The 20,886-nt window shown below is 63.2% G+C and carries 21 protein-coding genes; 10 read left to right on the top strand and 11 right to left on the bottom strand.

Features of this window, described 5'->3' with window-relative positions; translation table 11 throughout:
• Positions 1 to 57 precede the first annotated feature (57 nt).
• On the top strand, positions 58 to 1,227 hold the full coding sequence (locus tag BBD46_RS03795; RefSeq protein ID WP_071400434.1) for a LolA family protein: 1,170 nt from the start codon (positions 58 to 60) through the stop codon (positions 1,225 to 1,227).
• A gap of 58 nt (positions 1,228 to 1,285) precedes the next feature.
• On the opposite strand, the gene BBD46_RS03790 is transcribed toward BBD46_RS03795, so the two are convergent.
• Positions 1,286 to 1,933 carry an SAM-dependent methyltransferase gene (locus BBD46_RS03790; RefSeq protein WP_071400433.1) on the bottom strand — a complete coding sequence of 216 codons (648 nt, stop codon included), beginning with the start codon at positions 1,931 to 1,933 and terminating at the stop codon, positions 1,286 to 1,288.
• A gap of 124 nt (positions 1,934 to 2,057) precedes the next feature.
• Here BBD46_RS03790 and aroA point away from each other — a divergent pair, with 124 nt between their 5' ends.
• The 5 genes from aroA to BBD46_RS03765 all read left to right on the top strand — a co-directional run bounded on the left by aroA (position 2,058) and on the right by BBD46_RS03765 (position 7,991).
• The gene (gene aroA / locus BBD46_RS03785; protein WP_071400432.1) at positions 2,058 to 3,353 is read left to right on the top strand and encodes a 3-phosphoshikimate 1-carboxyvinyltransferase; all 1,296 of its coding nucleotides are present in this window, start codon (positions 2,058 to 2,060) and stop codon (positions 3,351 to 3,353) included.
• Between the two features lie 56 nt (positions 3,354 to 3,409).
• Positions 3,410 to 4,243, top strand: coding sequence for a bile acid:sodium symporter family protein (locus tag BBD46_RS03780; protein ID WP_071400431.1), 834 nt, complete (start codon positions 3,410 to 3,412; stop codon positions 4,241 to 4,243).
• Between the two features lie 157 nt (positions 4,244 to 4,400).
• Complete coding sequence (locus BBD46_RS03775; protein ID WP_071400430.1) at positions 4,401 to 5,831, top strand: alkaline phosphatase family protein; 1,431 nt, start codon at positions 4,401 to 4,403, stop codon at positions 5,829 to 5,831.
• A gap of 114 nt (positions 5,832 to 5,945) precedes the next feature.
• Positions 5,946 to 7,097, top strand: coding sequence for a chorismate synthase (gene aroC, locus BBD46_RS03770; RefSeq protein WP_071400429.1), 1,152 nt, complete (start codon positions 5,946 to 5,948; stop codon positions 7,095 to 7,097).
• Between the two features lie 111 nt (positions 7,098 to 7,208).
• Positions 7,209 to 7,991: a PHP domain-containing protein gene (locus tag BBD46_RS03765; RefSeq protein WP_071400428.1), complete on the top strand. Its 783-nt coding sequence runs from the start codon at positions 7,209 to 7,211 to the stop codon at positions 7,989 to 7,991.
• 77 nt (positions 7,992 to 8,068) lie between these two features.
• On the opposite strand, the gene BBD46_RS03760 is transcribed toward BBD46_RS03765, so the two are convergent.
• Positions 8,069 to 8,509, bottom strand: a complete 441-nt coding sequence (locus tag BBD46_RS03760) for a VOC family protein (protein WP_071400427.1) — start codon at positions 8,507 to 8,509, stop codon at positions 8,069 to 8,071.
• Positions 8,510 to 8,621: 112 nt separating this feature from the next.
• Here BBD46_RS03760 and BBD46_RS03755 point away from each other — a divergent pair, with 112 nt between their 5' ends.
• The 3 genes from BBD46_RS03755 to BBD46_RS03745 all read left to right on the top strand — a co-directional run bounded on the left by BBD46_RS03755 (position 8,622) and on the right by BBD46_RS03745 (position 11,896).
• Positions 8,622 to 8,864, top strand: a complete 243-nt coding sequence (locus tag BBD46_RS03755) for a hypothetical protein (protein WP_071400426.1) — start codon at positions 8,622 to 8,624, stop codon at positions 8,862 to 8,864.
• Positions 8,865 to 9,052: 188 nt separating this feature from the next.
• Positions 9,053 to 10,957, top strand: coding sequence for a 2-oxoacid:acceptor oxidoreductase subunit alpha (locus BBD46_RS03750; protein ID WP_071400425.1), 1,905 nt, complete (start codon positions 9,053 to 9,055; stop codon positions 10,955 to 10,957).
• Positions 10,958 to 10,960: 3 nt separating this feature from the next.
• Positions 10,961 to 11,896, top strand: coding sequence for a thiamine pyrophosphate-dependent enzyme (locus BBD46_RS03745; protein ID WP_071400424.1), 936 nt, complete (start codon positions 10,961 to 10,963; stop codon positions 11,894 to 11,896).
• 193 nt (positions 11,897 to 12,089) lie between these two features.
• Here BBD46_RS03745 and BBD46_RS03740 read toward each other — a convergent pair whose 3' ends face one another.
• Together BBD46_RS03740 and BBD46_RS03735 are read right to left on the bottom strand one after the other, a co-directional pair.
• Positions 12,090 to 13,346 (bottom strand): LolA family protein, encoded by a 1,257-nt coding sequence (locus tag BBD46_RS03740; RefSeq protein ID WP_071400423.1) that lies wholly within the window; start codon positions 13,344 to 13,346, stop codon positions 12,090 to 12,092.
• A gap of 55 nt (positions 13,347 to 13,401) precedes the next feature.
• Complete coding sequence (locus BBD46_RS03735) at positions 13,402 to 13,719, bottom strand: hypothetical protein (RefSeq protein WP_071400422.1); 318 nt, start codon at positions 13,717 to 13,719, stop codon at positions 13,402 to 13,404.
• A 141-nt stretch (positions 13,720 to 13,860) separates the two neighbouring features.
• Here BBD46_RS03735 and lrpA1 point away from each other — a divergent pair, with 141 nt between their 5' ends.
• The gene (lrpA1, locus tag BBD46_RS03730; RefSeq protein WP_071400421.1) at positions 13,861 to 14,289 is read left to right on the top strand and encodes an HTH-type transcriptional regulator LrpA1; all 429 of its coding nucleotides are present in this window, start codon (positions 13,861 to 13,863) and stop codon (positions 14,287 to 14,289) included.
• A 183-nt stretch (positions 14,290 to 14,472) separates the two neighbouring features.
• On the opposite strand, the gene BBD46_RS03725 is transcribed toward lrpA1, so the two are convergent.
• The 7 genes from BBD46_RS03725 to BBD46_RS03695 form a co-directional block, all read right to left on the bottom strand.
• Entirely contained in the window at positions 14,473 to 14,904 is a 432-nt protein-coding gene (locus BBD46_RS03725) for a DUF7511 domain-containing protein (protein ID WP_071400420.1), read from the bottom strand.
• A gap of 353 nt (positions 14,905 to 15,257) precedes the next feature.
• Positions 15,258 to 16,268: a PhoU domain-containing protein gene (locus tag BBD46_RS03720; RefSeq protein ID WP_071400419.1), complete on the bottom strand. Its 1,011-nt coding sequence runs from the start codon at positions 16,266 to 16,268 to the stop codon at positions 15,258 to 15,260.
• On the bottom strand, positions 16,268 to 16,927 hold the full coding sequence (gene phoU / locus BBD46_RS03715; protein WP_071400418.1) for a phosphate signaling complex protein PhoU: 660 nt from the start codon (positions 16,925 to 16,927) through the stop codon (positions 16,268 to 16,270). Before phoU ends, BBD46_RS03720 begins: the two co-directional genes overlap by 1 nt.
• A gap of 2 nt (positions 16,928 to 16,929) precedes the next feature.
• Complete coding sequence (gene pstB, locus BBD46_RS03710) at positions 16,930 to 17,817, bottom strand: phosphate ABC transporter ATP-binding protein PstB (RefSeq protein WP_071400417.1); 888 nt, start codon at positions 17,815 to 17,817, stop codon at positions 16,930 to 16,932.
• Positions 17,810 to 18,730: a phosphate ABC transporter permease PstA gene (pstA, locus tag BBD46_RS03705; RefSeq protein WP_071400416.1), complete on the bottom strand. Its 921-nt coding sequence runs from the start codon at positions 18,728 to 18,730 to the stop codon at positions 17,810 to 17,812. The genes pstB and pstA overlap by 8 nt, the downstream gene beginning before the upstream one ends.
• Positions 18,727 to 19,803 (bottom strand): phosphate ABC transporter permease subunit PstC, encoded by a 1,077-nt coding sequence (pstC, locus tag BBD46_RS03700; protein ID WP_071400415.1) that lies wholly within the window; start codon positions 19,801 to 19,803, stop codon positions 18,727 to 18,729. The genes pstA and pstC overlap by 4 nt, the downstream gene beginning before the upstream one ends.
• Positions 19,804 to 19,838: 35 nt before the next feature.
• Positions 19,839 to 20,867 carry a PstS family phosphate ABC transporter substrate-binding protein gene (locus BBD46_RS03695; protein ID WP_071400414.1) on the bottom strand — a complete coding sequence of 343 codons (1,029 nt, stop codon included), beginning with the start codon at positions 20,865 to 20,867 and terminating at the stop codon, positions 19,839 to 19,841.
• Positions 20,868 to 20,886: the final 19 nt, after the last annotated feature.

Below are 20,886 nucleotides of genomic sequence, written 5' to 3'. Positions count from 1 at the left end.
TCACTGTCGACATTCACGGAACCATAGACTTATACCCGATGGTTCCAACCCACGTGTATGCGCCGCCGCCGGCTCCTTTCGACGGGTGTTGTTGTCGCGCTCGCAGGCTGTGTCGCAGTCCCTGCGGACGAAGACGAAACCGACGAGAAGACCGGCGAGGAGTACATCGAGGACGCGATCGAGACCCGCATCGCACTCACCGATCTCCAGGCACGACGACGGGTGACCGCGGAAACACCCGACGAGACGACGACACAGGTCGAGGAGATCTACCGGAAGCCGCCGGCCGAGAAGCGACGCGCAGTTCGTCGGTCTGACGACGATGACCCGGCCGCAGGAACCGTCTCAGTCACGAACCGCGAGATCACCTGGGACTACTATCCCGAAGAAGATCTCGTGATGAAACGCCACCACCCGAACCGAGTCGTCGCCGACGGGCCGCGACTCGCACTCGAGAGCCTCCGTGACGACTACGACCTCAGCTACGACGGTCTGGATACCGTCGACGACCGCGACGCGCATCGGATCGACGCGAGTCCGATCGACCCTGCGGGCGACGATGCCGGGCGCTCCATCGACCTGCTGGTCGGCGAAACGGTGTATCGGATCCCACTCGAGACGGTCTCCGAGTCGGAGCTGGACGAGGCCACCGTCTCGCGAACGATCTGGATCGACGACGAGCGCCGGTATCCGATCAAGGAGCGCGATGACGTCCGAAGCGGCGATGGCGAGTTGCTCCACCGGCTGACGGTGACCTACGAAAATCTCGAGATCGACGCTGGTCTCGATCCCGAAACGTTCGTCTACGAACCGCCAGCGGACGCCGAAGTCGTCACGATCGGACTCGAGCCCAGCCGGATCTACGATTCGCTCGAGGCGGCCGCGGCGGACGCGCCGTACGACCTCCCCGAACCCGACGTGCCAGCACCGTACGAACTCGATCGGGTCACCCTCGTCGAGAAGGAGCGACAGACCGGCCCGACGACGATGCTGTGGTACATCGACCCCGAACGGCCGGAGCGCGAACTCTACGTCGCCGTCCGAACCGATCCTCGGTTCAATCCGGACGCACTCGAGGAGACTGCGGTGAACGGCCACACGGCCTACCGTCGAGAAGGTCGGATCGACAGCCTGTTCTGGACCTGTTCGGAGCTGAGTTACGAGGTCTCGAGTGCGACCGATGAGGAATCGATCGCCGAAGTTGCGGCGTCGATCGGCTGTTCGTAGCGTCGTCGGGGGAACGGCGGTCAATCGCGGCCAGTAGATGTGCTGTTCGGGGTAGGTATTACCTACGTTCTGCCTCCCGACGGTTCGACGTTTCGTCGGGATTTCGTGCGAACAGAATCTCGGCCGCGTGTTGATGCGGTTCGCCACCAGAATCGTCGTCGAAGACGAGGTCGTCCACCCGAAGCACGTTCCAGTCCTCGTAGTAGCCGGCTAGCTCGCCCGGCTCGTAGAAGTACTCGTTGGCCGTCCAGTCCGGTGGCGTCGGAACGTCGGGGTGATTGACGAAGGCGAACAGGACGTGAAGGCCGCCGAGAGTCGTCTTCGCCTTGAAGTGCTCGAGCTGGCGCTCGCGGTTCGCTGGTCGAACGTACTGGATCGTCCCGGCGGAGTAGACCACGTCGACCGGCTCCGGGAGCGACGCCTCGTTCGCGTCCGCTTCGATCGGCTGGATCGTCACACCCCTGTCTTCGGCGAGACGCGCCGCCTTTTCCAGGCCGTTCGGAGAGATATCCATCGCGTACACGGTCCATCCCTGTTCGGCAAAGAACACGGCGTCTCTGCCCTCGCCGGCGCCGATATCGATCACCGTCGGCGCGTCCGCGCGCTCCGGCGCGTGTTCGAGGGCCTCGTGCGCCAGCTCGTTCGGCTCGGTCCCCCAGTAGTAGTCCGCCCGCCCGTAGACACGCTCGCGTTCCTCGTCTCTCATCGGTGGGTGTACTCGAGAAGCGAGCATAGAAGTACCGGTGAATGTGCGCCACGGCGGCGATCACTGGGGCACAGATACTGGCGCGACCGGTACCGGTATAGGCCGGCCGGCCCACACCCCGAGCATGAACGGGACGAACGTCACGATCACGCCCTCGCGCGTCGCGGGAACCGCGCGAGCGCCCCCCTCGAAGAGCTACACCCACCGGGCCATTCTCGCCGCCGGCTACGCCGAGCAGACGACCGTCCGGGACGCCCTCTGGAGCGCCGACACGCAGGCGACCGCCCGCGCCGTCGATCTGTTCGGCGGCAGTGTCGAGCGCCAGGACGGCACACTCGAGATCGAGGGCTTCGGCGGCCGCCCCGGCGTCCCCGCGGACGTCATCGACTGTGATAACAGCGGGACGACGATGCGCCTCGTCACCGCCGCGGCCGCACTCGCAGACGGGACGTCGGTGCTCACCGGCGACGAGTCGCTTCGCTCGCGTCCGCAGGGACCGCTGCTCGAGGCCGTCGCCGATCTCGGCGGCGAGGCACTGAGTACCCGCGGGAACGGTCAGGCACCGCTCGTCGTCACCGGTCCACTCTCGGGCGGGCAGGTTTCGATTCCGGGCGACGTTTCCTCGCAGTACATCACGGCCTTGCTGCTGGCCGGCGCGGTAACCGAGGAGGGACTCGCAATCGAACTCGAGACGGCACTCAAATCCGCGCCCTACGTCGACATTACGCTCGAGGTGCTGGAGGCGTTCGGCGTCGAGGCGCGCAAAACGGACACCGGGTTTGCCGTCGAGGGCGGCCAGACCTACGACGCAACTGACGGCGAGTACGCCGTCCCGGGCGACTTCTCGTCGATCTCCTACCCGCTCGCGGCGGGCGCTATCGCGGGCGACGACGGCGTCCGCATCGAGGGCGCACACCCGAGCGCACAGGGCGACACCGCCATCGTCGACATCGTCGACCGAATGGGCGCAACCGTCGACTGGGATCAGGAGGGCGGGACGATCGACGTGCAAGCGGGTGCACTCGAGGGCGTCGAAGTCTCGGTCGAGGACACGCCGGATCTGCTGCCGACCATCGCGACGCTCGGTGCCGTCGCCGACGGAGACACGCACATCACGAACGCCGAACACGTCCGCTACAAGGAGACCGATCGCGTGAGCGCGATGGCCGAAGAGCTCGGGAAGATGGGTGTCGAGACGACCGAAGGACAGGACTCGCTGACGGTCCACGGCGACGCGTCGGTACTCGAGGGCGCGACCGTCGAGGGCCGGGGCGACCACCGGATCATCATGTCGCTCGCGCTGGCGGGGCTGGTTGCGGAGGGCGAGACGACGATTCGCGGCGCAGATCACGTCGATGTCTCGTTCCCTGGTTTCTTCGAGATGCTGGCGGAGCTCGGTACGAGCATCAACCGGGCGTGAACCGCCTGTAAATCGAGAGCTCTTTCACATCGAGCGACCGAGTACTCGACGACCGAATGGAGACTGTTCCGATCGGAGCCGTCATCGATTCTCTGACGATCTTCTTCGTGCTCACGACGATGCTGTCGATGGGACTCGAGTTGACGCTCGAGGAGATTCGGGCGTCGCTTGAGCAGCGGCGGCTGCTCGCGCGGGCACTCGTCGCGAATCTGGTGCTCGTGCCGCTGCTCGCGTTCGGGCTCGTTCTCGCCGTGCCGATGCGGACCGAGTACGCGATTGGGCTGCTGTTGATCGCGATTGCGCCGGGTGCACCGTTCGGGCCGAAGCTCGCCGAACTCTCGCGGAGTGATCTCGCCTTCGCAAGTGGTCTAATGGCCATTCTGGGGATTGTGTCGGTCATTTCTATTCCGCTCTCCGTGAGCGTGCTCATGCCCGCAGGCGTCGCCGTCGACCCGGTCGCCATCGCGGAAATGGTGATCGTGGCCCAGCTCGTACCGCTCCTGCTTGGGCTGGGTGTCAACGCGCGCTCGGCAGGTCTCGCGACGCGGCTGTATCCACCGGTCCAGCGCCTCTCGACCCTTTCCCTGCTACTCTTGATCGCGTTGCTAGTGGTCATCAACGGCGAGGAACTCCTGGGGCTGGTCGGGACCGGAACGCTGTTCGTCTCCATCGTCGTCGTGGGGAGTTCATTGCTGCTCGGGTACGCGTTCGGCGGCCCAGCGCGCACCACGCGGGAGGTGCTCGCGACGACGACTGCGGCGCGAAACGCGGCTATCGCACTCCTGATCGCGACGGCGAGCTTTTCGAATCCGAGCGTGCTCACGATGATCGTCGCGTTCAGCCTCATCAGTCTCGTCATGTCGGTGCTATTGGCGGGCGAGTGGCGATAGTCGACACACCGACTGGCCATCCCTGTCTCTCGCGTCCAGTAGTCGCGATACGGCGCGCCTGACTGGACTCGCTGGCTACACCCGTCTCGTGTCGTGTCGTGTTTCCCCGTGTCAAACCACCGATAGCACTTATTGGAGCGGTGGCGAAGAACGGATCATGCTTCAGGAGTCCGTCGAACGGCGACTGCGTGCGACACAACGCGAGCACGTAGGTAGTGTCGAGGCTACCGACGGCGCTACCGGAGACGCGAGCGACCCAGAGCTGGGAGACGACGACGCTGCAGCGTACTGGTTCCCCGCATACGACGACTACTGCGTCGCCAACGTCCCCGAAACCGCGCTCTCGCTGCTTTCGCACTCGAGTGCGGACGCCTTCGACCATCGGCTCCCAGACTCAGTCTTCGACGGTGTGGACCTCGACGGCATCGACACCGTCGTCCTGTTCCTCCTCGACGGCTTCGGCTACGAACACTGGACGCGCGACTATCGCGACCACGACCTGCTCGCTCGGATTACTGACCAGGGAACCGTCACGCCGCTCACCTCGATCTATCCCTCCGAAACCGCCGCAGCGATAACGACCCTCCAGACCGGTGCGCTGCCCGTCGAACACGGCCTTCTCGGCTGGTTCCAGTACCTCGCATCCGCCGACCAGGTAATCACGACGCTCCCGTTCCTGACGACGAGCGGCGAGCCACTCGAGTCGGTCGCACCTGACGCGGACCCAGACGATCTGTTCGACGCCGAGCCGGTGTACACGCGAGCGGTCGACGAGGGAATCGAGAGCTACGCGATTCAGCCCGAGGCGTACGCAGACTCGGGGTACAGCCGCGCGAGCACGGCTGGCGCGGAACGGATCGGCTACGGAGATCCGGCCGACCTCGCGGCGACTATCCGGGAAGTGTGTGAGTCGTCTGGGTCGAGACCGTCGTCAACCGCACCGTCGGCATCGACGCGGACGCCGACGTACGTCTACGCCTACGAACCGACCATCGACGCGGTGTCTCACGTCGAAGGGACGACAGCCGACCGGTACCAGGACGAGCTCGACACGATCACGACGCAGCTCCAGCGGGAATTCGTGGCGGCACTCGAGTCTTCGGTCGCCGAGCGAACGCTCCTGCTGGTGACGGCGGATCACGGACTCGTCGACACCGTGCCGTCGGAGAATATCGAGATGGCAACCTGGGACGACTGGCCGACCATTCGCGAGTCGTTCCGGCGTGATGAACACGGCGAGCCGCGGCTGCCGACCGGGAGCCCGCGAAACGTCCACTTCCACGTGCAGCCCGATCGAGTCGCTGACGTTCGGGAGCAACTCGAGACCCACCTCGGGGACGAGGCGATGATCGTTACTCGTGAGGAGGCACTGGAGCGCGACCTGTTCGGTCCCGGCACGCCGTCGTCGCTGTTCGACTCGCGCTGCGGTGACCTGCTCGTCATCCACCGCAATCGCGGGCTGTCGTGGCCGCTACCGGGCACCGACGAGAGTGCGGTTGGGGACCAGATCGGCCTGCACGGCGGGCTCACGCGCGAGGAGATGCTCGTCCCGCTCGCGGCGGTGCGACTGGATTCGCTTCGCGGGTAGGGTGGTCGTAGGCTCCTGTGGGCGACTCGACTCGAGTACCACCGACCACCGGCAGCGGCGAAAATTCGCAGGGATCCTGCAGGGCTAAGTGTCCGCGTCTCCGAGGGGGTGGCAATGAACGGCAATCGGTTCGGTCGCCTCTTTCAGGTGACCACGTTCGGCGAGAGCCACGGCGAGGCGATGGGGTGTACCATTTCCGGCTGTCCCGCCGGCCTCGAACTCTCCGAGGAAGATATTCAGGCCGACCTGGACCGGCGCAAGCCGGGTCAGTCGATGATCACGACCAGCCGCGGCGAACCCGACGACGTCTCGATCAAGTCCGGGATTCAGGACGGCTACACCACCGGTACGCCGATCGGGCTCGTGATCCAGAACAAGGACGCGCGCTCGGGCAAGTACGAGCCCTTTATCACCGCGCCACGGCCGTCTCACGGTGACTTCACGTACTCGGCGAAGTTCGGGACGCGAAACTGGGGCGGCGGCGGCCGCTCCTCGGCCCGGGAGACGGTCAACTGGGTCGCAGCGGGCGCAATCGCGGAGAAGTTGCTCGCCCGCGAAGGGATCGAACTCAAGGCCCACGTCAACCAGATCGGCGATATCGAGGCCCCCGAGGTCAGCTTCGAGGAGATGCTGGCCCACTCCGAGGAGAACGACGTGCGCTGTGCACACCCCGAGACGGCCGCCGAGATGCAGGAACTGATCGAGGAGTACCAGGAAGAGGGCGACTCGATCGGCGGTTCGATCTACTTCGAAGCGCAGGGCGTTCCTGTCGGTCTCGGCGCGCCGCGCTTTGACTCCCTTTCGGCGCGACTCGGACAGGCGATGATGGCGGTGCCAGCGACGACGGCGTTCGAGTTCGGCCTCGGAACGGAGGCCGCGGAGTGGACCGGGAAGGAGCGAAACGACGATTGGGAGTTCGATTCGGACGGGAATCCGACGCCCGTCGAGAACGACCACGGCGGCATCCAGGGCGGCATTAGTTCGGGCGAACCGATCTACGGCGAGGTCACCCTCCACGCGCCGACCTCGATTCCGAAGAGCCAGCAGACCGCCGACTGGGAGACCGGCGAACTGAAAGAGGAGAAGGTCATCGGCCGCCACGACCCCGTTCTCCCGCCCCGCGGCGTGCCGGTCGTCGAGGCGATGCTCGCGCTGACGCTGGTCGACTTCATGCTGCTCTCGGGCCGCCTCAATCCCGACCGCGTCGACGGCCAGTCCGGCGAGTACGATACCGACTACCACCCGAGCAACCCGCAGAACGAGTAGCTACGCCCTGTTTTTGGTCCGTTTCTAGTCGGTGGGGCGGCACACAAGGTGCACGGCAAGTGCACTTGCGTTGGTCACAACACCTAACCCATCGTTCGCCGTGTCTCCGGTATGCACGACTTCCACGTCCACTCGAACTACTCGGACGGGAGCTTTCTCAGAGGGATGGTCCGCGCCGCCGAATCCGCCGGACTCGACGGCATCGGCTTCGCAGACCACTGCAACGTCGCCGACCGCACCGGTGCTGACAGCATGCGCACACTGTACGGCTTCAACCTCGATCTCACCTATGAACGCCGCCGCGAGGGCATCGAGCGCGTCCGCGAAGAAACGTCGATTCCGGTCTACGACGCCGTCGAAATGGACTACAATCCGCGCGACGAGGCCGAAATCGAGGCCTTTCTCGACGACGCCGGCTTCGACTACAGCATCGGCAGCGTCCACACCGTCGGCGGCGAGAACGTCCAGATACCCTCGGCGTTCGCAGCGCGGACCGACGAGGAACGCAACGCCGTCGTCGACGACTACTTCGACACCCTCGTCTCGCTCATCGAGTCAGAACTGTTCGACATCGCCGCCCACGTCGACCTGATCGAACGCACCCCGCCGCTTCGCGGCCGCGCAACCACGAACCACTACCGCCGGGTCGCCCAGGCGTTCGCGGACTCGAGTACCATCCCGGAACTCAACGCCGGCCGGGCGCTCACGGATGCCGAGATCGTCCACCCGTCGTCGACGTTTCTGTCGACCTTACGCGAGTACGACGTGCCGGTGACGGTCGGCTCTGACTCCCACCGTCCCGGAGAGATCGGTGAGCGGGCGACGTTCCTCGAGGAGTACGCCGCCGAGTTGGGTCTGGAGCCGGTTTCGCCGTCGACGGTACTCGAGTCGTAGCCTCGATTCTGAACGAACTCTGGAGAACGGGCTCTCGTCAGTGAGCGCCAGAGGGAGATCGCTCGCTGGCTCTGCCGTCACTCTGGACCGACGACTTCGATCGTGATCCCCATCGGATCCTCGCAGTAGAGTGCATAGTAACCGCCAGCGTAGGGATGCTGGTCGTCGTAGAGAACGGTCGAATCAGTCCGTTCGCGGATGCCTGCGGTGAGTTCGTCGACCGTTGCTCGGGATGCGGCGTGGAACGCGAGGTGGTCCAGTCCCGGCGCGCGTCGGTCGAACGGGTCGTCGGTGTCGGTCTCTTTGACGACAATGTAGGTCGGCCCGTTGATCCAGGAACGGCCACCCACCCACTCGTTTTTTGGTTCGTACTCGAGTGCACCGAGCAGCCAGTTCCAGAAGTCGACCGACGACTCGAGGTTTGTGGTGCAGAGTTCGACGTGGTGGAGTTGGCCGGCGTGTTCGGGTGCGGCGTGGTCCGGTGCGGCGTGGTCAGATGTATCGTGGCCGGTTTCCATGCGTGTTCACCGCGTCGAACTATCGGCCAATGAACTCCTCGGTGCGAGATTGGAGGAGACGCATCAAAGAACGTACTAATGTATTTCTGTTGGTGGTGAGACACTACGACTAATGGGTCTCTTCGAGCGAATCGCCGTGACCGACCTGCAGTTCAGACTGATACTTGGGACTGCGGCGGTCGGATACGCGTGGACCCTCATCGGAGTCGTACGGATAGTCGGGCAGGACGGTGGGGTCCGTCTTGGGTCGCTTGCTGGGCTCGTGGTTGCCGCGGGCCTTGGGTACGGTGTGTACAGGCTGCTCCGATTATGGGTGGACGCATGCTCGTTCAACAGCGCAAGTAGTGTCACGTAGCGGACTTGATCGGGGGTGAAAATGTGGACAATTCTGCACAGTTACGCCCACTTAGTAATGATTGTTCGTAGGGGTTAGCCGGCCGAGTATGGATTCTTCACGATAGATCCTTGGTAATCTATAGCAAAGGCTTTAGGGCAAGTGGGGCAAATCTCAGCTACGGTTGGCCCACCGGCCACTGATTTACTATGAGCGACGACGAACTTATCTGGCGAATCGCAGGAGGTTCCGGTGACGGGATCGACTCGACGAGTCAGAACTTCGCAAAAGCGCTGATGCGTTCGGGGCTCAACGTATTTACACACCGCCACTATCCATCGCGGATCCGGGGCGGCCACACGTACGTCGAGATCCGAGCCGCAGAACACGAGGTACAGTCACGTGGGGATGGCTACAACTTCCTGCTCGCGCTGGGTGACTCCTTCGCCCGCAACCCGCAGGAAGAGGCCTACTACGGCAACGAGGAGATCAAGCCCCTCTCGGAGAACCTGGACGAACTCCGCGAAGGCGGCGTCATCATCTACGACGAGGGTCTCGTGAGCGAGGACGACGTCGAGGCACTCAACCTGGACGAACGCGCCGAGGAGAACGACTGGCACGTCTTCCCGCTCGACCTGCGCGGCCTCGCCAAGGAACACGGCCGCGAAGTCATGCGCAACACCGCCGGCGTCGGCGCGACCGCCGCGCTGCTCGACATGGACCTCGAACACATCGAGGATCTCATGTCGGACGCCATGGGCGGCGACGTACTCGAGGCGAACCTGGATATTCTCCACGAGGCCTACGAGGACGTCAACGAGGAGTACGAGTTCGAACACGACCTTCGCGTGCCAACGGGCGACCACGACACCGAGCAGGCGCTGCTGTCGGGTTCGAACGCGATCGCCTACGGTGCAATCGACGCCGGCTGTCGCTTCATCGCCGGCTACCCGATGACGCCGTGGACGGACGTCTTCACCATCCTCAGCCAGAACTTCCCAGACATGGGCGGGATCTCCGAGCAGGTCGAAGACGAGATCGCTGCCGCTGCGCTGGCCGTCGGTGCCAGCCACGCCGGCGTGAAGGCTATGTCCGGTTCCTCGGGCGGTGGCTTCGCGCTGATGAGCGAACCGCTCGGCCTCGCCGAGATGACCGAGACGCCGCTCGTGCTCGTCGAGTCGATGCGTGCCGGTCCGTCGACCGGGATGCCGACGAAGCCAGAGCAGGCCGACCTCGAACACGTTCTCTACACCAGCCAGGGCGACTCCCAGCGCGTCGTCTTCGCGCCCGGGAACATCGAGGAGGCCTACGAGCAGACCCGCCTCGCGTTCGACATCGCGTGGGACTACCAGATCCCGGTCATGCTCATCTACGACCAGAAGCTCTCCGGCGAGAACAAGAACGTCGACGTCGAGTTCTTCGACCGCGAGCCGTCGCCTGACCTCGGCTCGACGCTGACCGAAGAAGAGCTGAAGGAGGCCGCACACGACAACTCCGGGAAGTTCAAGCGCTTCAACTACGAGACCGCCGAGGACGGCGTCGCACCGCGCTCGCTGCCCGGACAGAAGAACGGCCGCTACCTCGCGACGGGTAACGAACACAGCCCGGTCGGCCACATCAGCGAGGACCCCGACAACCGCGTCGCCCAGATGGACCGGCGTCTCGAGAAGCTCGAGGCGATCCGGACCGAGCTCAACGAGGAACGCGACTCCACGCAGACCTACTTCGGCGAGGAAGATGCCGAGTACGGTATCATCACGTGGGGCTCGAGCCAGGGTGCCGTCGAAGAGGCAATCGATCGCCTGAACGCGGACGGTCACTCCGTCCGCGGCCTCAGCGTCTCGGACATGATGCCGTTCCCGGAGCAGGAAGTGACCGAGTTCCTGGAGAGCGTCGACGAGGCGATGGTCGTCGAGATGAACGCCAGCGCGCAGTTCCGCGGCCTGCTGCAGAAGGAACTGGGCCGCTTCGGCGAGAAGCTCACCAGCCTCCTCAAGTACAACGGCAACCCGTTCGAGCCCGCCGAGATCGTCGAGGGCTACGAGGTCAACGTCGCCGAGGAAGAGCGCGAACCGACCGCACAGGTCCGAATCGAACCCGCTGCAGGTGACTAACCTATGAGTGCTTTCAACGCAATCGGAGACGAACGAGAGATCGACCGGGACGAGTACACGCCCGGTGTCGAACCGCAGCCGACCTGGTGTCCGGGCTGTGGCGACTTCGGCGTCCTGAAGGCGCTGAAGCAGGCCCTCCCGGAGGTCGGCAAGACCCCCGAGGAAGTGCTGACCGTCACCGGGATCGGCTGTTCGGGCAAACTGAACAGCTACCTCGACACGTACGGCTTCCACACGATCCACGGTCGCGCACTGCCCGTGGCTCGCGCCGCCAAACTGGCCAACCCCGACCTCGAGGTCGTCGCCGCCGGCGGTGACGGCGACGGCTACGGGATCGGTGGCAACCACTTCATCCACTCGGCCCGCGAGAACCACGACATGACCTACATCGTGTTCAACAACGAGATCTTCGGGCTGACGAAGGGCCAGACCTCCCCGACCAGCCCCAAGGGCCACAAGTCGAAGACCCAACCATCCGGCAGCGCGAAGACGCCGCTTCGCCCGCTGTCGATGTCGCTCAACGCCGGCGCGAGCTACGTCGCCCGCACGGCCGCGGTCAACCCGAACCAGGCCAAGGAGATCATCAAGGAAGCGATCGAACACGACGGCTTCGCCCACATCGACTTCCTGACCCAGTGTCCAACCTGGAACAAGGACGCACGCCAGTACGTGCCCTACGTCGACGTCCAGGAGTCCGACGACTACGACTTCGACGTCCACGACCGGACCGAAGCCGCCGAGATGATGCGCGAGACCGAAGACGTCCTCAACGAGGGCACCGTCCTCACCGGCCGCTACTACGTCGAAGAGGACCGGCCGTCCTACACCCAGGAGAAACAGGCCGTCGGCGAGATGCCCGACCAGCCACTCGCAGAGCGATACTTCGACGACGACGCCGAGTGGGAACGCAGCTACGACCTGCTCGACCGCCACAAGTAACGGCAGGCTGCCCCAGTCGGGTTGCAGTTCCGACCAGCGTGGAACTCGAGTTCACGTTCGATTTTTTGCGAGTCGTCTACTCGAGTAGCCGTTGCTCCGTTTCTTCGAACACCTGTCCCGCACATCTGTGATCACCGCTCCCCGTGAAGCAGAACGACAGGCGACAATGGAGTGAAGCGGATCGAGCCGCGAGTCAGCGACAGCCGAGTTGCTGAGCGATCTCGAGTGCCGTGTCGTCGCCAAGTTCGTTGTCGGCGTAGATCGAATAGTACTGCTCGTCACAGGACCACTGTAGCTCCGTGCTCTGTGAGGTCTGTTCGAGCGAGCCGGTGGCCTCGCCAACCGAGACTTCGTGCCCGTTCGTCGCGAACTCTCGCGGGCCGTCACTCGTCGTGATCATTAGTGAGCCGGCGCTCTCGCTTCGGTAGAACACTGTGACCTGCGTGCGGTCCTCGTCGGGGAACTCGTAGCTCGTGGCGCCGTCGAAGATGACGTCGTCGGGGAGTGTACTCGGACGGGGTTCTGCGACTGCAAACGGAACGGCCTCCTCGGCGTCGGCGACCGAGTCGTGGTCCTCGATCGTCGGCAGTGGGAGGTAATCGGTCTCGTTCTCGTCGTCTGTCGGTGACGGTTCGGTTTCGCCTCCTTCTCCATCTCCACCCTCGTCCTCACCCTCGGTTCCGACCACATCGCCGTTTTCAGCGGGCGGTGTAAACTCGAACAGGTCGTCGTCGAACTCATCGTCGACTGTGAGATCCGTGTAGGTCGTCTCGAGAAGCAAGTCGTCGCCTGCGATCTGGTGTTTGATCGGGAACAGCGTTTCCTGGTCGAGCCAGACCTCGACGCGGTCAACCCCAAGTTCCGACGGCTCTTCAGTGGTCGAGACCGGAAGTTCGTACGCGGTTTCGCCGACGAGGATAGAGACGGATTGGTCGACGGTTTCGTTCGCCGGTGGCTCGAACGTGAGGTGGTAGCTATCGCGGTCCTCGACAGTTGTCTCCGTTGCGTCGGTGAGGTCGTACGCTGCGAGGTAGCGCTCCTGTTGATCGTAGAGGCCCTCGAGCCACGACGATGCGTCGGGATCGACCTCGATCGCCGTCGTCGAACCGGTCGCGTTGTCGTAGTACCAGCGGGTTTCGCCGTCGCTGACGGTGAGCGCGCCCGGATCGTCGGTCGAATCGCTGACCGGATCGATTCGGACGGCACCATCGTCGCGCAGCCAGACCTCCTCTGTGCGTTCGCGAACGTCGCCGTCGATTTCTTCGCGGATTTCGACGGTCGCGCTCACCTCGGCAGGCGGAGCCGTTTCCTCGAACTCGGCCTCGAGATCACTTGCTGAGAGGTCACTGGCGAGCGGCCCCGTACAGCCTGCGAGAAGAACCAGAAGCGGAACGAGAACGACCACCAGATAGTGGCGAGTGCGGACCCGACCGTCTGCTGGAGGGGACATACACGGTCGTTGAACCGCGTCACCTATTAGCGCACCGATGGATCACCGCACGCACTTACTCACCGCGATACCCGTACCCGCGTGCGAACAGCTTCGTGACGTAACTCAACACGAGCAGCGCAACGATGAGGGCCCCGAGCATGAACGGGTCGAAGCCGTACAGCAACTGGTGGGTCGCGTAGGCGACGACGAGACCGCCCATCATCAGCGCAGTGCCGCCAGCCCAGCGAGAGACGTACGCCGGGTCGACCGACTCGTCGTACTCCGCGTGGAGGTCCGCACGGCCGCGAACCGCGATGAGGTAGCCGAGATACAGGATCAACCCCCCGCAGACGTACCAGACCGCGGCGGCGATGACGTTCGGGTCGACCATTCGTTGGTGAGGGTCCGAACAGCACCCGAATAAACCCGACGATACGCCGTCTTCCCGCTGTTCTTCGGATCCCTACCGCTAGCCTATCCGACCTTTTTCGTATACAAAAGATATTTTCCCATCCGAGCAAAAGTATCGTACATGAGTACCCAGGCGACGGAAGATCGGATCCTGGAGGTTCTCGAGCAGGACGCCCAGGCGTCCTACGCCGAGATCGCCAACCGGGCCGATGTCTCGAAACCAACGGTCAGAAAGTACATCAACCAACTCGAGGACGACGGCGTCATCGTCGGCTACTCGGCCGACATCGATCCGAAGAAGCTCTCGAGTAAGACCATCGCGCTGGTCGGACTCGACGTGGCGAGCGAACGCTACGTCGAGGCCACGAAGGCACTCAAGGAGCTGCCGGAGATCGAAGCGCTGTACAGCTCGAGTGGCGACCACATGCTGATGGCGGAGGTGCGCGCCGCGGACGGCGACGAACTCGGCGAGTTCATCTCGGAGGAGATGCTCGAAATCGACGGTGTGACGGCAGCACACCCATCGTTCCTGCAAGAGCGACTCAAGTAAGTCTCACGTCTGGGTTACCCCGAACGCGACGAGCGGACGATACCGACCGCAGGGTACTCGGTCTCGACGTTGACCTCGGACTCGGCCTCGATCTCGGCCCTCGTTTTGGCCTCGACCTGCGCCCGTTCTCAGATCGCCGAGTTGCTGCGCGGTACGACCCCTGTGGAGCGGGACAATCAAGGACTACCGCATTGCCGATCGATCGACGAAGACGTCCTCGTCCGCCGAGAGCCACGCCGTCAGTCGCTCGTCAGCCGTCCGCTCCTGTGGCACGAGCGTCCACCGGTTCGGTTCGTCTTCGTACTGGACGACGATTCGCTCCAGTGTTGCGCCGAGGTCGGACTCGAGTGCATCGTCGCTCGAGGATGTGTGAACGTTGGATGCTGGTGCTGCTGGGGAGCCGGTGAGGACGCGGGCGTTGGGTCGCCGCCGATTGGCGTCCGTGTCGTGTTCGGGAGTGGGGTTGGGGCTGGGTCTGGGACTGGGTGTGGGGTTGGAGGGTGAGTCGGTATTGGTTTCAGCACCAGTACCAGTTTCAGCATCAGTTTCAGTTTCAGCTTCAGTACCGGTGTCGATAGTACGCTCGCCGTTTCGTTCGCCGTAACTGTCTGTCATAGGTGGCTTCTCTCTCTCGTATCGAGTTCGTGTCCGTGCGGACAAATCAGTGGACGTCGAGACGGCCCAAAGACGCTTCTAGTTGGTGTATTGTGAGGTCCTGACGGCTATTGAGCACTACGCGCTCACCGACCGTGGCGCGAATAGCAGTACCCGTTGCAGCAATCCGTCGACAAGCGCTGCGTAGTCCCAGTCTGTCGCCGACGCGTCTTCGTGAGCAGAACGGAGCTACATCGTGACTGCCGACGGCGTCGTCACGACACGGTTCAGCGGAGGTGTCACCGTGTGCCAACTGTGTCGTTCATTACACGCGCGTTCGATCGGTTCAATCGCCGGCTTCAGGTCCTCAACGGTCAGATCGCGTCGGTTAGTCTGGACTCAGTCATCGTGTCGGCGATGAAACGGCCATTCGTCGTCGTTTGCCGGAGTTGCCCGATAACCGCACCGTACAGGTACGCGTTTGGGACAATTCCGCTGTAGAGCGACTGATCGAGGTCCTCTAGCTTCGGTTCGACGGCAGTTGCCGTTTCGTACGCTGACTCGGCATCTCCCTCGAGTGCCAACTCGAGTACAGCACGGACGTCAGCGCCGACCAACTCGAGTTGCTCAGCGAACGACTCCTCGGGCGGTGCTGCTTGCTGTGTTGCAACCGCCGCGATACGTTCCGCGTGGGCAGCGATACGCTCCAGACTGCGAGCAACGCGATACTCGCGGAACGCCGCGACGCGGTCGGTGCCGAGTTGTGCTACCTCGTGGACGTCCTCGAGGGCACGGTGAAACCCCCGGTAGACGAACGCAAACAGGCGACCGATATCGTCGTCACGGGTGAGCACACGGTGAGCGAGGTCTTCGTCGCCGGTTACGAGTGCTGTGATCGCGTCGGAATACAGTTCGGTGACGAGTTGCTGTGCCTGGGTGATCGTCTGGGGGAGAGAGACGTCGCTGGCATCGAGCACGTTCGTGATCGTCAGGCTGTCACCGGTATCCTCCTGGATGGTGAGGCCGATAAGCTGACTTGTGGCACGTTCGATCATCCGCCGGACCCGCGAGTCAGTCTCCTCGAGATTGGTGACCGTGATCCGGTCGAAGCCGGTCTTGTACGCAACCTCGACGCGGCGCAACGCGATGTCACCAGCGGCGGTGTCCGCGTCGATCGTCACGGTCCGATCCTGAACGGAGGCAGTCTCGGGTGCAGCGACCAGTCGATCTGCGTGGGGATAGAGGTACATCGACATGCCGGGCTCGAGGTCCTGTTCGACTGCCCACGACTTCGGCAGTGAGACGACGAACGTCGAGTTGCCGGCCATCTGGATCTTCCGTTCGACGGGATCGGCCAAATCGATCGGCAGCTCGTCGTGTCTCATCAGTAGAGGAGCGTCTCGTCGTTGTCGACCATGTACAGCGTTCGGGCGGCAACGTTGACCGCGTGGTCGCCGACTCGTTCCAGATCGCGGATCGTAAGCAGTATCCGCGAGACATCCTCGAGGAGCTGCTCGTCCGACGACTCAGCCGTCAGTAACTCCTGAATGATAGTCCGGCTAGCTCGTTCGCAAAGCGCATCGATCTCGTCGTCTGTCGCAGCGATCTCGTGAGTCGCTGCCGAATCGTCTGTTGCGTACGCCTGCATCGCATCCTCGAGCAACAGAACCGTCTCGGTGCCGATATGGCTGACGTCGACGTTCGGGTAGCGCTCGTGGGTGGACTGAGTCGCGTACTCCGCTAAGTTTACGGCGAGATCGCCGACTCGTTCGAGGTCGGTGATAATCTTGAACGACGAGGCGATGAAACGCAGGTCGCCCGCGACCGGCTGCTGGAGGGCGAGCAATTCGACGCAGTCGCTCTCGAGGTCGAGATACAGCTGATTGATCTCGTGGTCACCCTCGATCACTCGCTCGGCGAGCGCGTCGTCACCTGTCTCGTAGGCTTCGAGCGCGCGCCGAACCCGTTGACAGACGACATCACTCATCTCGAGAATCTTCTCACGCAGTTCGTACAGTTGCTGCTGGTAGGCGTTTCGTGACATAGTTATCCGAACTTACCGGTGATGTAGTCCTCGACACGATCGTCGTCGGGGTCCTCGAAAATCGTCGCAGTGTCGTCGAACTCGACGAGTTCACCGCCGGTGAGGAAGACGGCCGTCTTGTCGGAGATGCGTGCCGCTTGCTGCATGTTGTGGGTGACGATGATGACTGTGTAGTCGTCGACGAGTTCGTCGATGAGGTCCTCGATCTTCGAGGCAGCGACAGGGTCGAGCGCCGATGTCGGCTCGTCCATCAGGATGACCTCGGGATCGGTTGCGATCGCCCGAGCGATGCAGAGCCGTTGTTGCTGGCCGCCCGAGAGGTCGAGGCCCGACTCGTCGAGTTGGTCCTCGACTTCGTCCCACAGCGCAGCCCCACGAAGTGCGCGTTCGACTGCCGCATCGAGGTCCACCTCGTCGGCTTTTCCCTGGACGCGCAGGCCGTAGGCGACGTTGTCGTAGATCGACTTCGGGAACGGATTCGGTGACTGGAACACCTGGCCGATCGTTCGGCGGAGGGCAACGGGATCGACATCGTCGTCGTAGACGTTCTTCTCGCGGAAGTAGAGGTCTCCATCGACGCGTGCGGCCGAAATTCGATCGTTCATCCGGTTGATCGACCGCAGGAACGTCGATTTGCCACAGCCCGAGGGACCGATCATGGCCGTCACGCGGTGTTCGGGAATCTCGATCGTAACGTCGTCGAGCGCCTGATCGTCACCGTAGTAGACGTCAAGCCCCTCCGCTCGGACGATCGTCTCTGTGCGTCCGGTGGCTCGACTCGCGCCGCGATCAACGCTGATGGCGGTTTCGATGATCGCGTCGTTTGGCGTCCCATCCGTTTCGGTCGTCGATTCGTCAGCCAGCCGTTCGTTTGACGTGTTGCTAGACATTGCTAATCGAGCCGCCGTCGGTTTCGTATCGTTTCCGCAGGTAGCCTGCGAGGGCGTACATCCCGACCAAGAACACCAGCAAGGCGACGATTCCGAGTGCCGCCAGCCCGTTAAACATCCGGTCGGCCTGGTACGTCCAGTTGTAGATCTGCGTCGGCATCGCGCTGAACGACGAGAGTGGTCCCGACGGGTAGCGCGTCGCGTGCAGCATCGTGCCGACCATGATCAACGGCGCCGTCTCGCCGATGGCGCGGGCGAGCGCCAAAATGGTTCCAGTGAGGATGCCGGGCATCGCTTGCGGAAGTACCACCTGTCGGATCGTCTGCCACTTCGTCGCGCCCATGGCGTATGAGCCGTCGCGGACGCTACTCGGCACCGCACGAATTGACTCGATCGAGGCGACGATGATGATCGGTACGATGAGCAACGCCAGGGCGATAGCGCCTGCCAGGATAACCGATCCGAGTCCGGCGTCGTTGACGATCAGCGCCAGAACAAGCAACCCGTAGACGATCGAGGGGACGCCCGCGAGGTTCGCGAGGTTCGCCTCGATCAGCCGGGTGACGCGGTTCTCCGGGGCGTACTCGACCAGGTAGATCGCACAGCCGACAGCGATGAAAAAGGCCAGGACGGCCGTCAGCGCCATCAACCAGAGTGAGGCGAGTATCGACGCCCCGAAACCGGCACGCTCGGCGCGCGATGAAGAAGTGGCGGTGAGGAAGTTGCCGAGGTCGATATCGAAGGTCACGAACGCCTGATAGGCCTCCCAGACCACGTCGGCGATCAGCAGGATTAGCATCACGAGTCCGAACAGCGAGGCAACGACGAGCGTGCCGTAGAAGACGCGGTTCAGCAGTTTCTCCCGGCTACGGTCGACGTCCTCGAGAAAGTCGGTCTCTCGTTTCGTGCTCATCGGTACTCCTCCTGGAATCGGCGTTTCAAGCGGTCGTTGAGCAGGTTCATCGATAGGGTCATCAGGAACAACAGCAGGCCGACTGCGAACAGACTCTGGTACTCGACGGTGCCGACTGCGGACGTGCCACGAGCCATCGAGACCAGATAGGCGGTCATCGTCATGATCTCGTCGAAGGGGTTCGCCGTGAGATTCGCGTTGAATCCCGCCGCCATGGTGACGGCCATCGTCTCGCCGATCGCCCGCGAGAGCGCGAGGATGTACGAGGCGAAGATCCCCGACACCGCCGCAGGAAGGACGATCCGCGTCGAGACCTGGTACTTCGTCGCCCCGAGCGCGTACGCACCGTTCCTGAGGTCGTCAGGAACCGCCTGCATGGCGTCCTCACTGATCGAGGAGACCATCGGTATCGTCATCGTGCCGACGACCAGAATCCCCGCGAGCATGCTGTATCGGCCGACACTGGCATCCATCATGCCGGACGCAAGCGGTTCGAGGAGTCCCGGCGCGATGTGGCTCACCGAGTCGAGTCCTCGCCCTGCGGGATTGACGAGGAAGGTCGCGATGCCGTCGACAAGCACCGGCGTGAGAAACGAGACCGCGAAGTACCCGTAGACGATCGTCGGAATTCCGGCGAGTATCTCGAGGATGGGTTTCAGTCTGTTTCGAGTGCCACTCGAGGCGTACTCCGAGAGGTACAGTGCCGTCGCCGTCCCGATCGGAATCGAGACCAACCCGGCGCCGATCGTGATCGCGAGGGTCCCCCAGACGATGGGCAAGACACCGTGTGCGGGCGTCGCGTGATCGGGCGCCCACCGGGTTCCGGTACCGAATTCGGTGAACGTGACCGTTCGGACGATCGAGTCGCCGCCGAACAGCACCTCGCTGATTCGTGCGCCGAAGAAGTAACTGGCCGCGTTGTCGAACAGGACCAGAAATATGGCGGCCGTGGTCACGACGGTAACCGCCGCACAGCCGAACAGCACTCGTCGAACGCGCCTGTTCTTCTCGTGGGCAGCCTCGAGGCTATCGTCGCCCGAAATTCCTGATCCGGATTGTGTTTCTGTACTCATGAGTGCAGTGAAAAGGCGATCGTCAAACAGTCAGCTCAGGGGTCCTGGCGTTCGACCGTGATCTCGTCGGGATCTTCGCCGATCGATTCGATCACCGAATCGAGCTGATCGTGGTTGTCGACGATATCCTGGTCGGTTGCTCGGTAAAAGTCGACTGTCGTCGCGAACTCGTGCTGGTTGTTGATGTAGAACCGCGCGAACGAGGCGATCAGATCGGTATTCTCCTCGAGTTCGGCGTGATTGAAGTAGAAGAAGAGCGGACGGGCGAGCGGCGAGTATTCTCCGCCTTCGATGTACTGCTCTTCGGGTGGGTAGAAGTCCCCATCCAACTCGCTCTCTACCGCGACGGGTTTCAGGGTGCCGTCCTGTTCCTGGAGGCTTCGAAGGTGGCCGACGCCACCCCAGCCGAGGGCGTACTCATTGTCGGCGACAGCGTTCCAGATCTCGTCGGTCTGGCTCGTCGCGGAGTAGTCGTCACGAATGTTCCCCATCTCGCCGTTGATATTTTCGGTGAAATAGTCGAACGTCCCGGATGCGGAGTCTCGCGCGTGCAGGGCGATGTCTTCGTCCGGCCACTCGTCGCGAACGTCGCTCCACTGCTGGACGTCGGATTCGAACTCCCAGATCTGGTTGAGTTCGTCGAGCGTGATCTGTTCGCACCAGTCGTTGTCCTCGTGGACGCCGACTGCGAGTGTGTCCTGGCCGACGGTGTAGTGAGTGTACTCGACGTCGTTCTCGCCACAGAGGTAGATCTCCTCCTCGGTGATCTCTCGGCTCGCGCTCTGGAACACGGAGTTCGCGCGGCAGAACTCCTGGAATCCAGCCCCGGTCCCCTCTGGTTCGACATTGACACCGACGCCGGAAAACTCCGCCTCGAAGTCCTCGGCGGCAATCTGCGTAATCGGTGCTACCGTGTTGGAGCCAGAGGCTTGGATCGTCCCGGAGAGTCCGTCCTCGTCTCCACCGAGACAGCCAGCTAGCGCCAGTGCACCGATACTTCCGATCGTCGCGATTGCCGATCGTCGACTCAGTCCGCGTCCACGCAAGTTCTGGCTTGGTGCCATCGACCGGTGGTTCCAACGG

This window comes from Natrialba sp. SSL1, assembly GCF_001861355.1.
Lineage (GTDB): Archaea > Halobacteriota > Halobacteria > Halobacteriales > Natrialbaceae > Natrialba.
Note: the sequence above shows the minus strand (reverse complement) of the source record. Positions and strands in the feature narration are given on the sequence as shown.

Excerpts from the sequence above, each read along its gene's own strand:
- pstC (WP_071400415.1), bottom strand. The coding sequence starts at position 19,803 with ATGAGTACAGAAACACAATCCGGATCAGGAATTTCGGGCGACGATAGC.
- BBD46_RS03695 (WP_071400414.1), bottom strand. The coding sequence starts at position 20,867 with ATGGCACCAAGCCAGAACTTGCGTGGACGCGGACTGAGTCGACGATCG.
- BBD46_RS03735 (WP_071400422.1), bottom strand. The coding sequence starts at position 13,719 with ATGGTCGACCCGAACGTCATCGCCGCCGCGGTCTGGTACGTCTGCGGG.
- BBD46_RS03745 (WP_071400424.1), top strand. The coding sequence starts at position 10,961 with ATGAGTGCTTTCAACGCAATCGGAGACGAACGAGAGATCGACCGGGAC.
- phoU (WP_071400418.1), bottom strand. The coding sequence starts at position 16,927 with ATGTCACGAAACGCCTACCAGCAGCAACTGTACGAACTGCGTGAGAAG.
- BBD46_RS03750 (WP_071400425.1), top strand. The coding sequence starts at position 9,053 with ATGAGCGACGACGAACTTATCTGGCGAATCGCAGGAGGTTCCGGTGAC.
- BBD46_RS03725 (WP_071400420.1), bottom strand. The coding sequence starts at position 14,904 with ATGACAGACAGTTACGGCGAACGAAACGGCGAGCGTACTATCGACACC.
- BBD46_RS03775 (WP_071400430.1), top strand. The coding sequence starts at position 4,401 with ATGCTTCAGGAGTCCGTCGAACGGCGACTGCGTGCGACACAACGCGAG.
- BBD46_RS03760 (WP_071400427.1), bottom strand. The coding sequence starts at position 8,509 with ATGGAAACCGGCCACGATACATCTGACCACGCCGCACCGGACCACGCC.
- BBD46_RS03755 (WP_071400426.1), top strand. The coding sequence starts at position 8,622 with ATGGGTCTCTTCGAGCGAATCGCCGTGACCGACCTGCAGTTCAGACTG.
- lrpA1 (WP_071400421.1), top strand. The coding sequence starts at position 13,861 with ATGAGTACCCAGGCGACGGAAGATCGGATCCTGGAGGTTCTCGAGCAG.
- BBD46_RS03795 (WP_071400434.1), top strand. The coding sequence starts at position 58 with ATGCGCCGCCGCCGGCTCCTTTCGACGGGTGTTGTTGTCGCGCTCGCA.
- BBD46_RS03720 (WP_071400419.1), bottom strand. The coding sequence starts at position 16,268 with ATGAGACACGACGAGCTGCCGATCGATTTGGCCGATCCCGTCGAACGG.
- BBD46_RS03740 (WP_071400423.1), bottom strand. The coding sequence starts at position 13,346 with ATGTCCCCTCCAGCAGACGGTCGGGTCCGCACTCGCCACTATCTGGTG.
- aroA (WP_071400432.1), top strand. The coding sequence starts at position 2,058 with ATGAACGGGACGAACGTCACGATCACGCCCTCGCGCGTCGCGGGAACC.
- BBD46_RS03790 (WP_071400433.1), bottom strand. The coding sequence starts at position 1,933 with ATGAGAGACGAGGAACGCGAGCGTGTCTACGGGCGGGCGGACTACTAC.
- BBD46_RS03765 (WP_071400428.1), top strand. The coding sequence starts at position 7,209 with ATGCACGACTTCCACGTCCACTCGAACTACTCGGACGGGAGCTTTCTC.
- pstA (WP_071400416.1), bottom strand. The coding sequence starts at position 18,730 with ATGAGCACGAAACGAGAGACCGACTTTCTCGAGGACGTCGACCGTAGC.
- aroC (WP_071400429.1), top strand. The coding sequence starts at position 5,946 with ATGAACGGCAATCGGTTCGGTCGCCTCTTTCAGGTGACCACGTTCGGC.
- pstB (WP_071400417.1), bottom strand. The coding sequence starts at position 17,817 with ATGTCTAGCAACACGTCAAACGAACGGCTGGCTGACGAATCGACGACC.
- BBD46_RS03780 (WP_071400431.1), top strand. The coding sequence starts at position 3,410 with ATGGAGACTGTTCCGATCGGAGCCGTCATCGATTCTCTGACGATCTTC.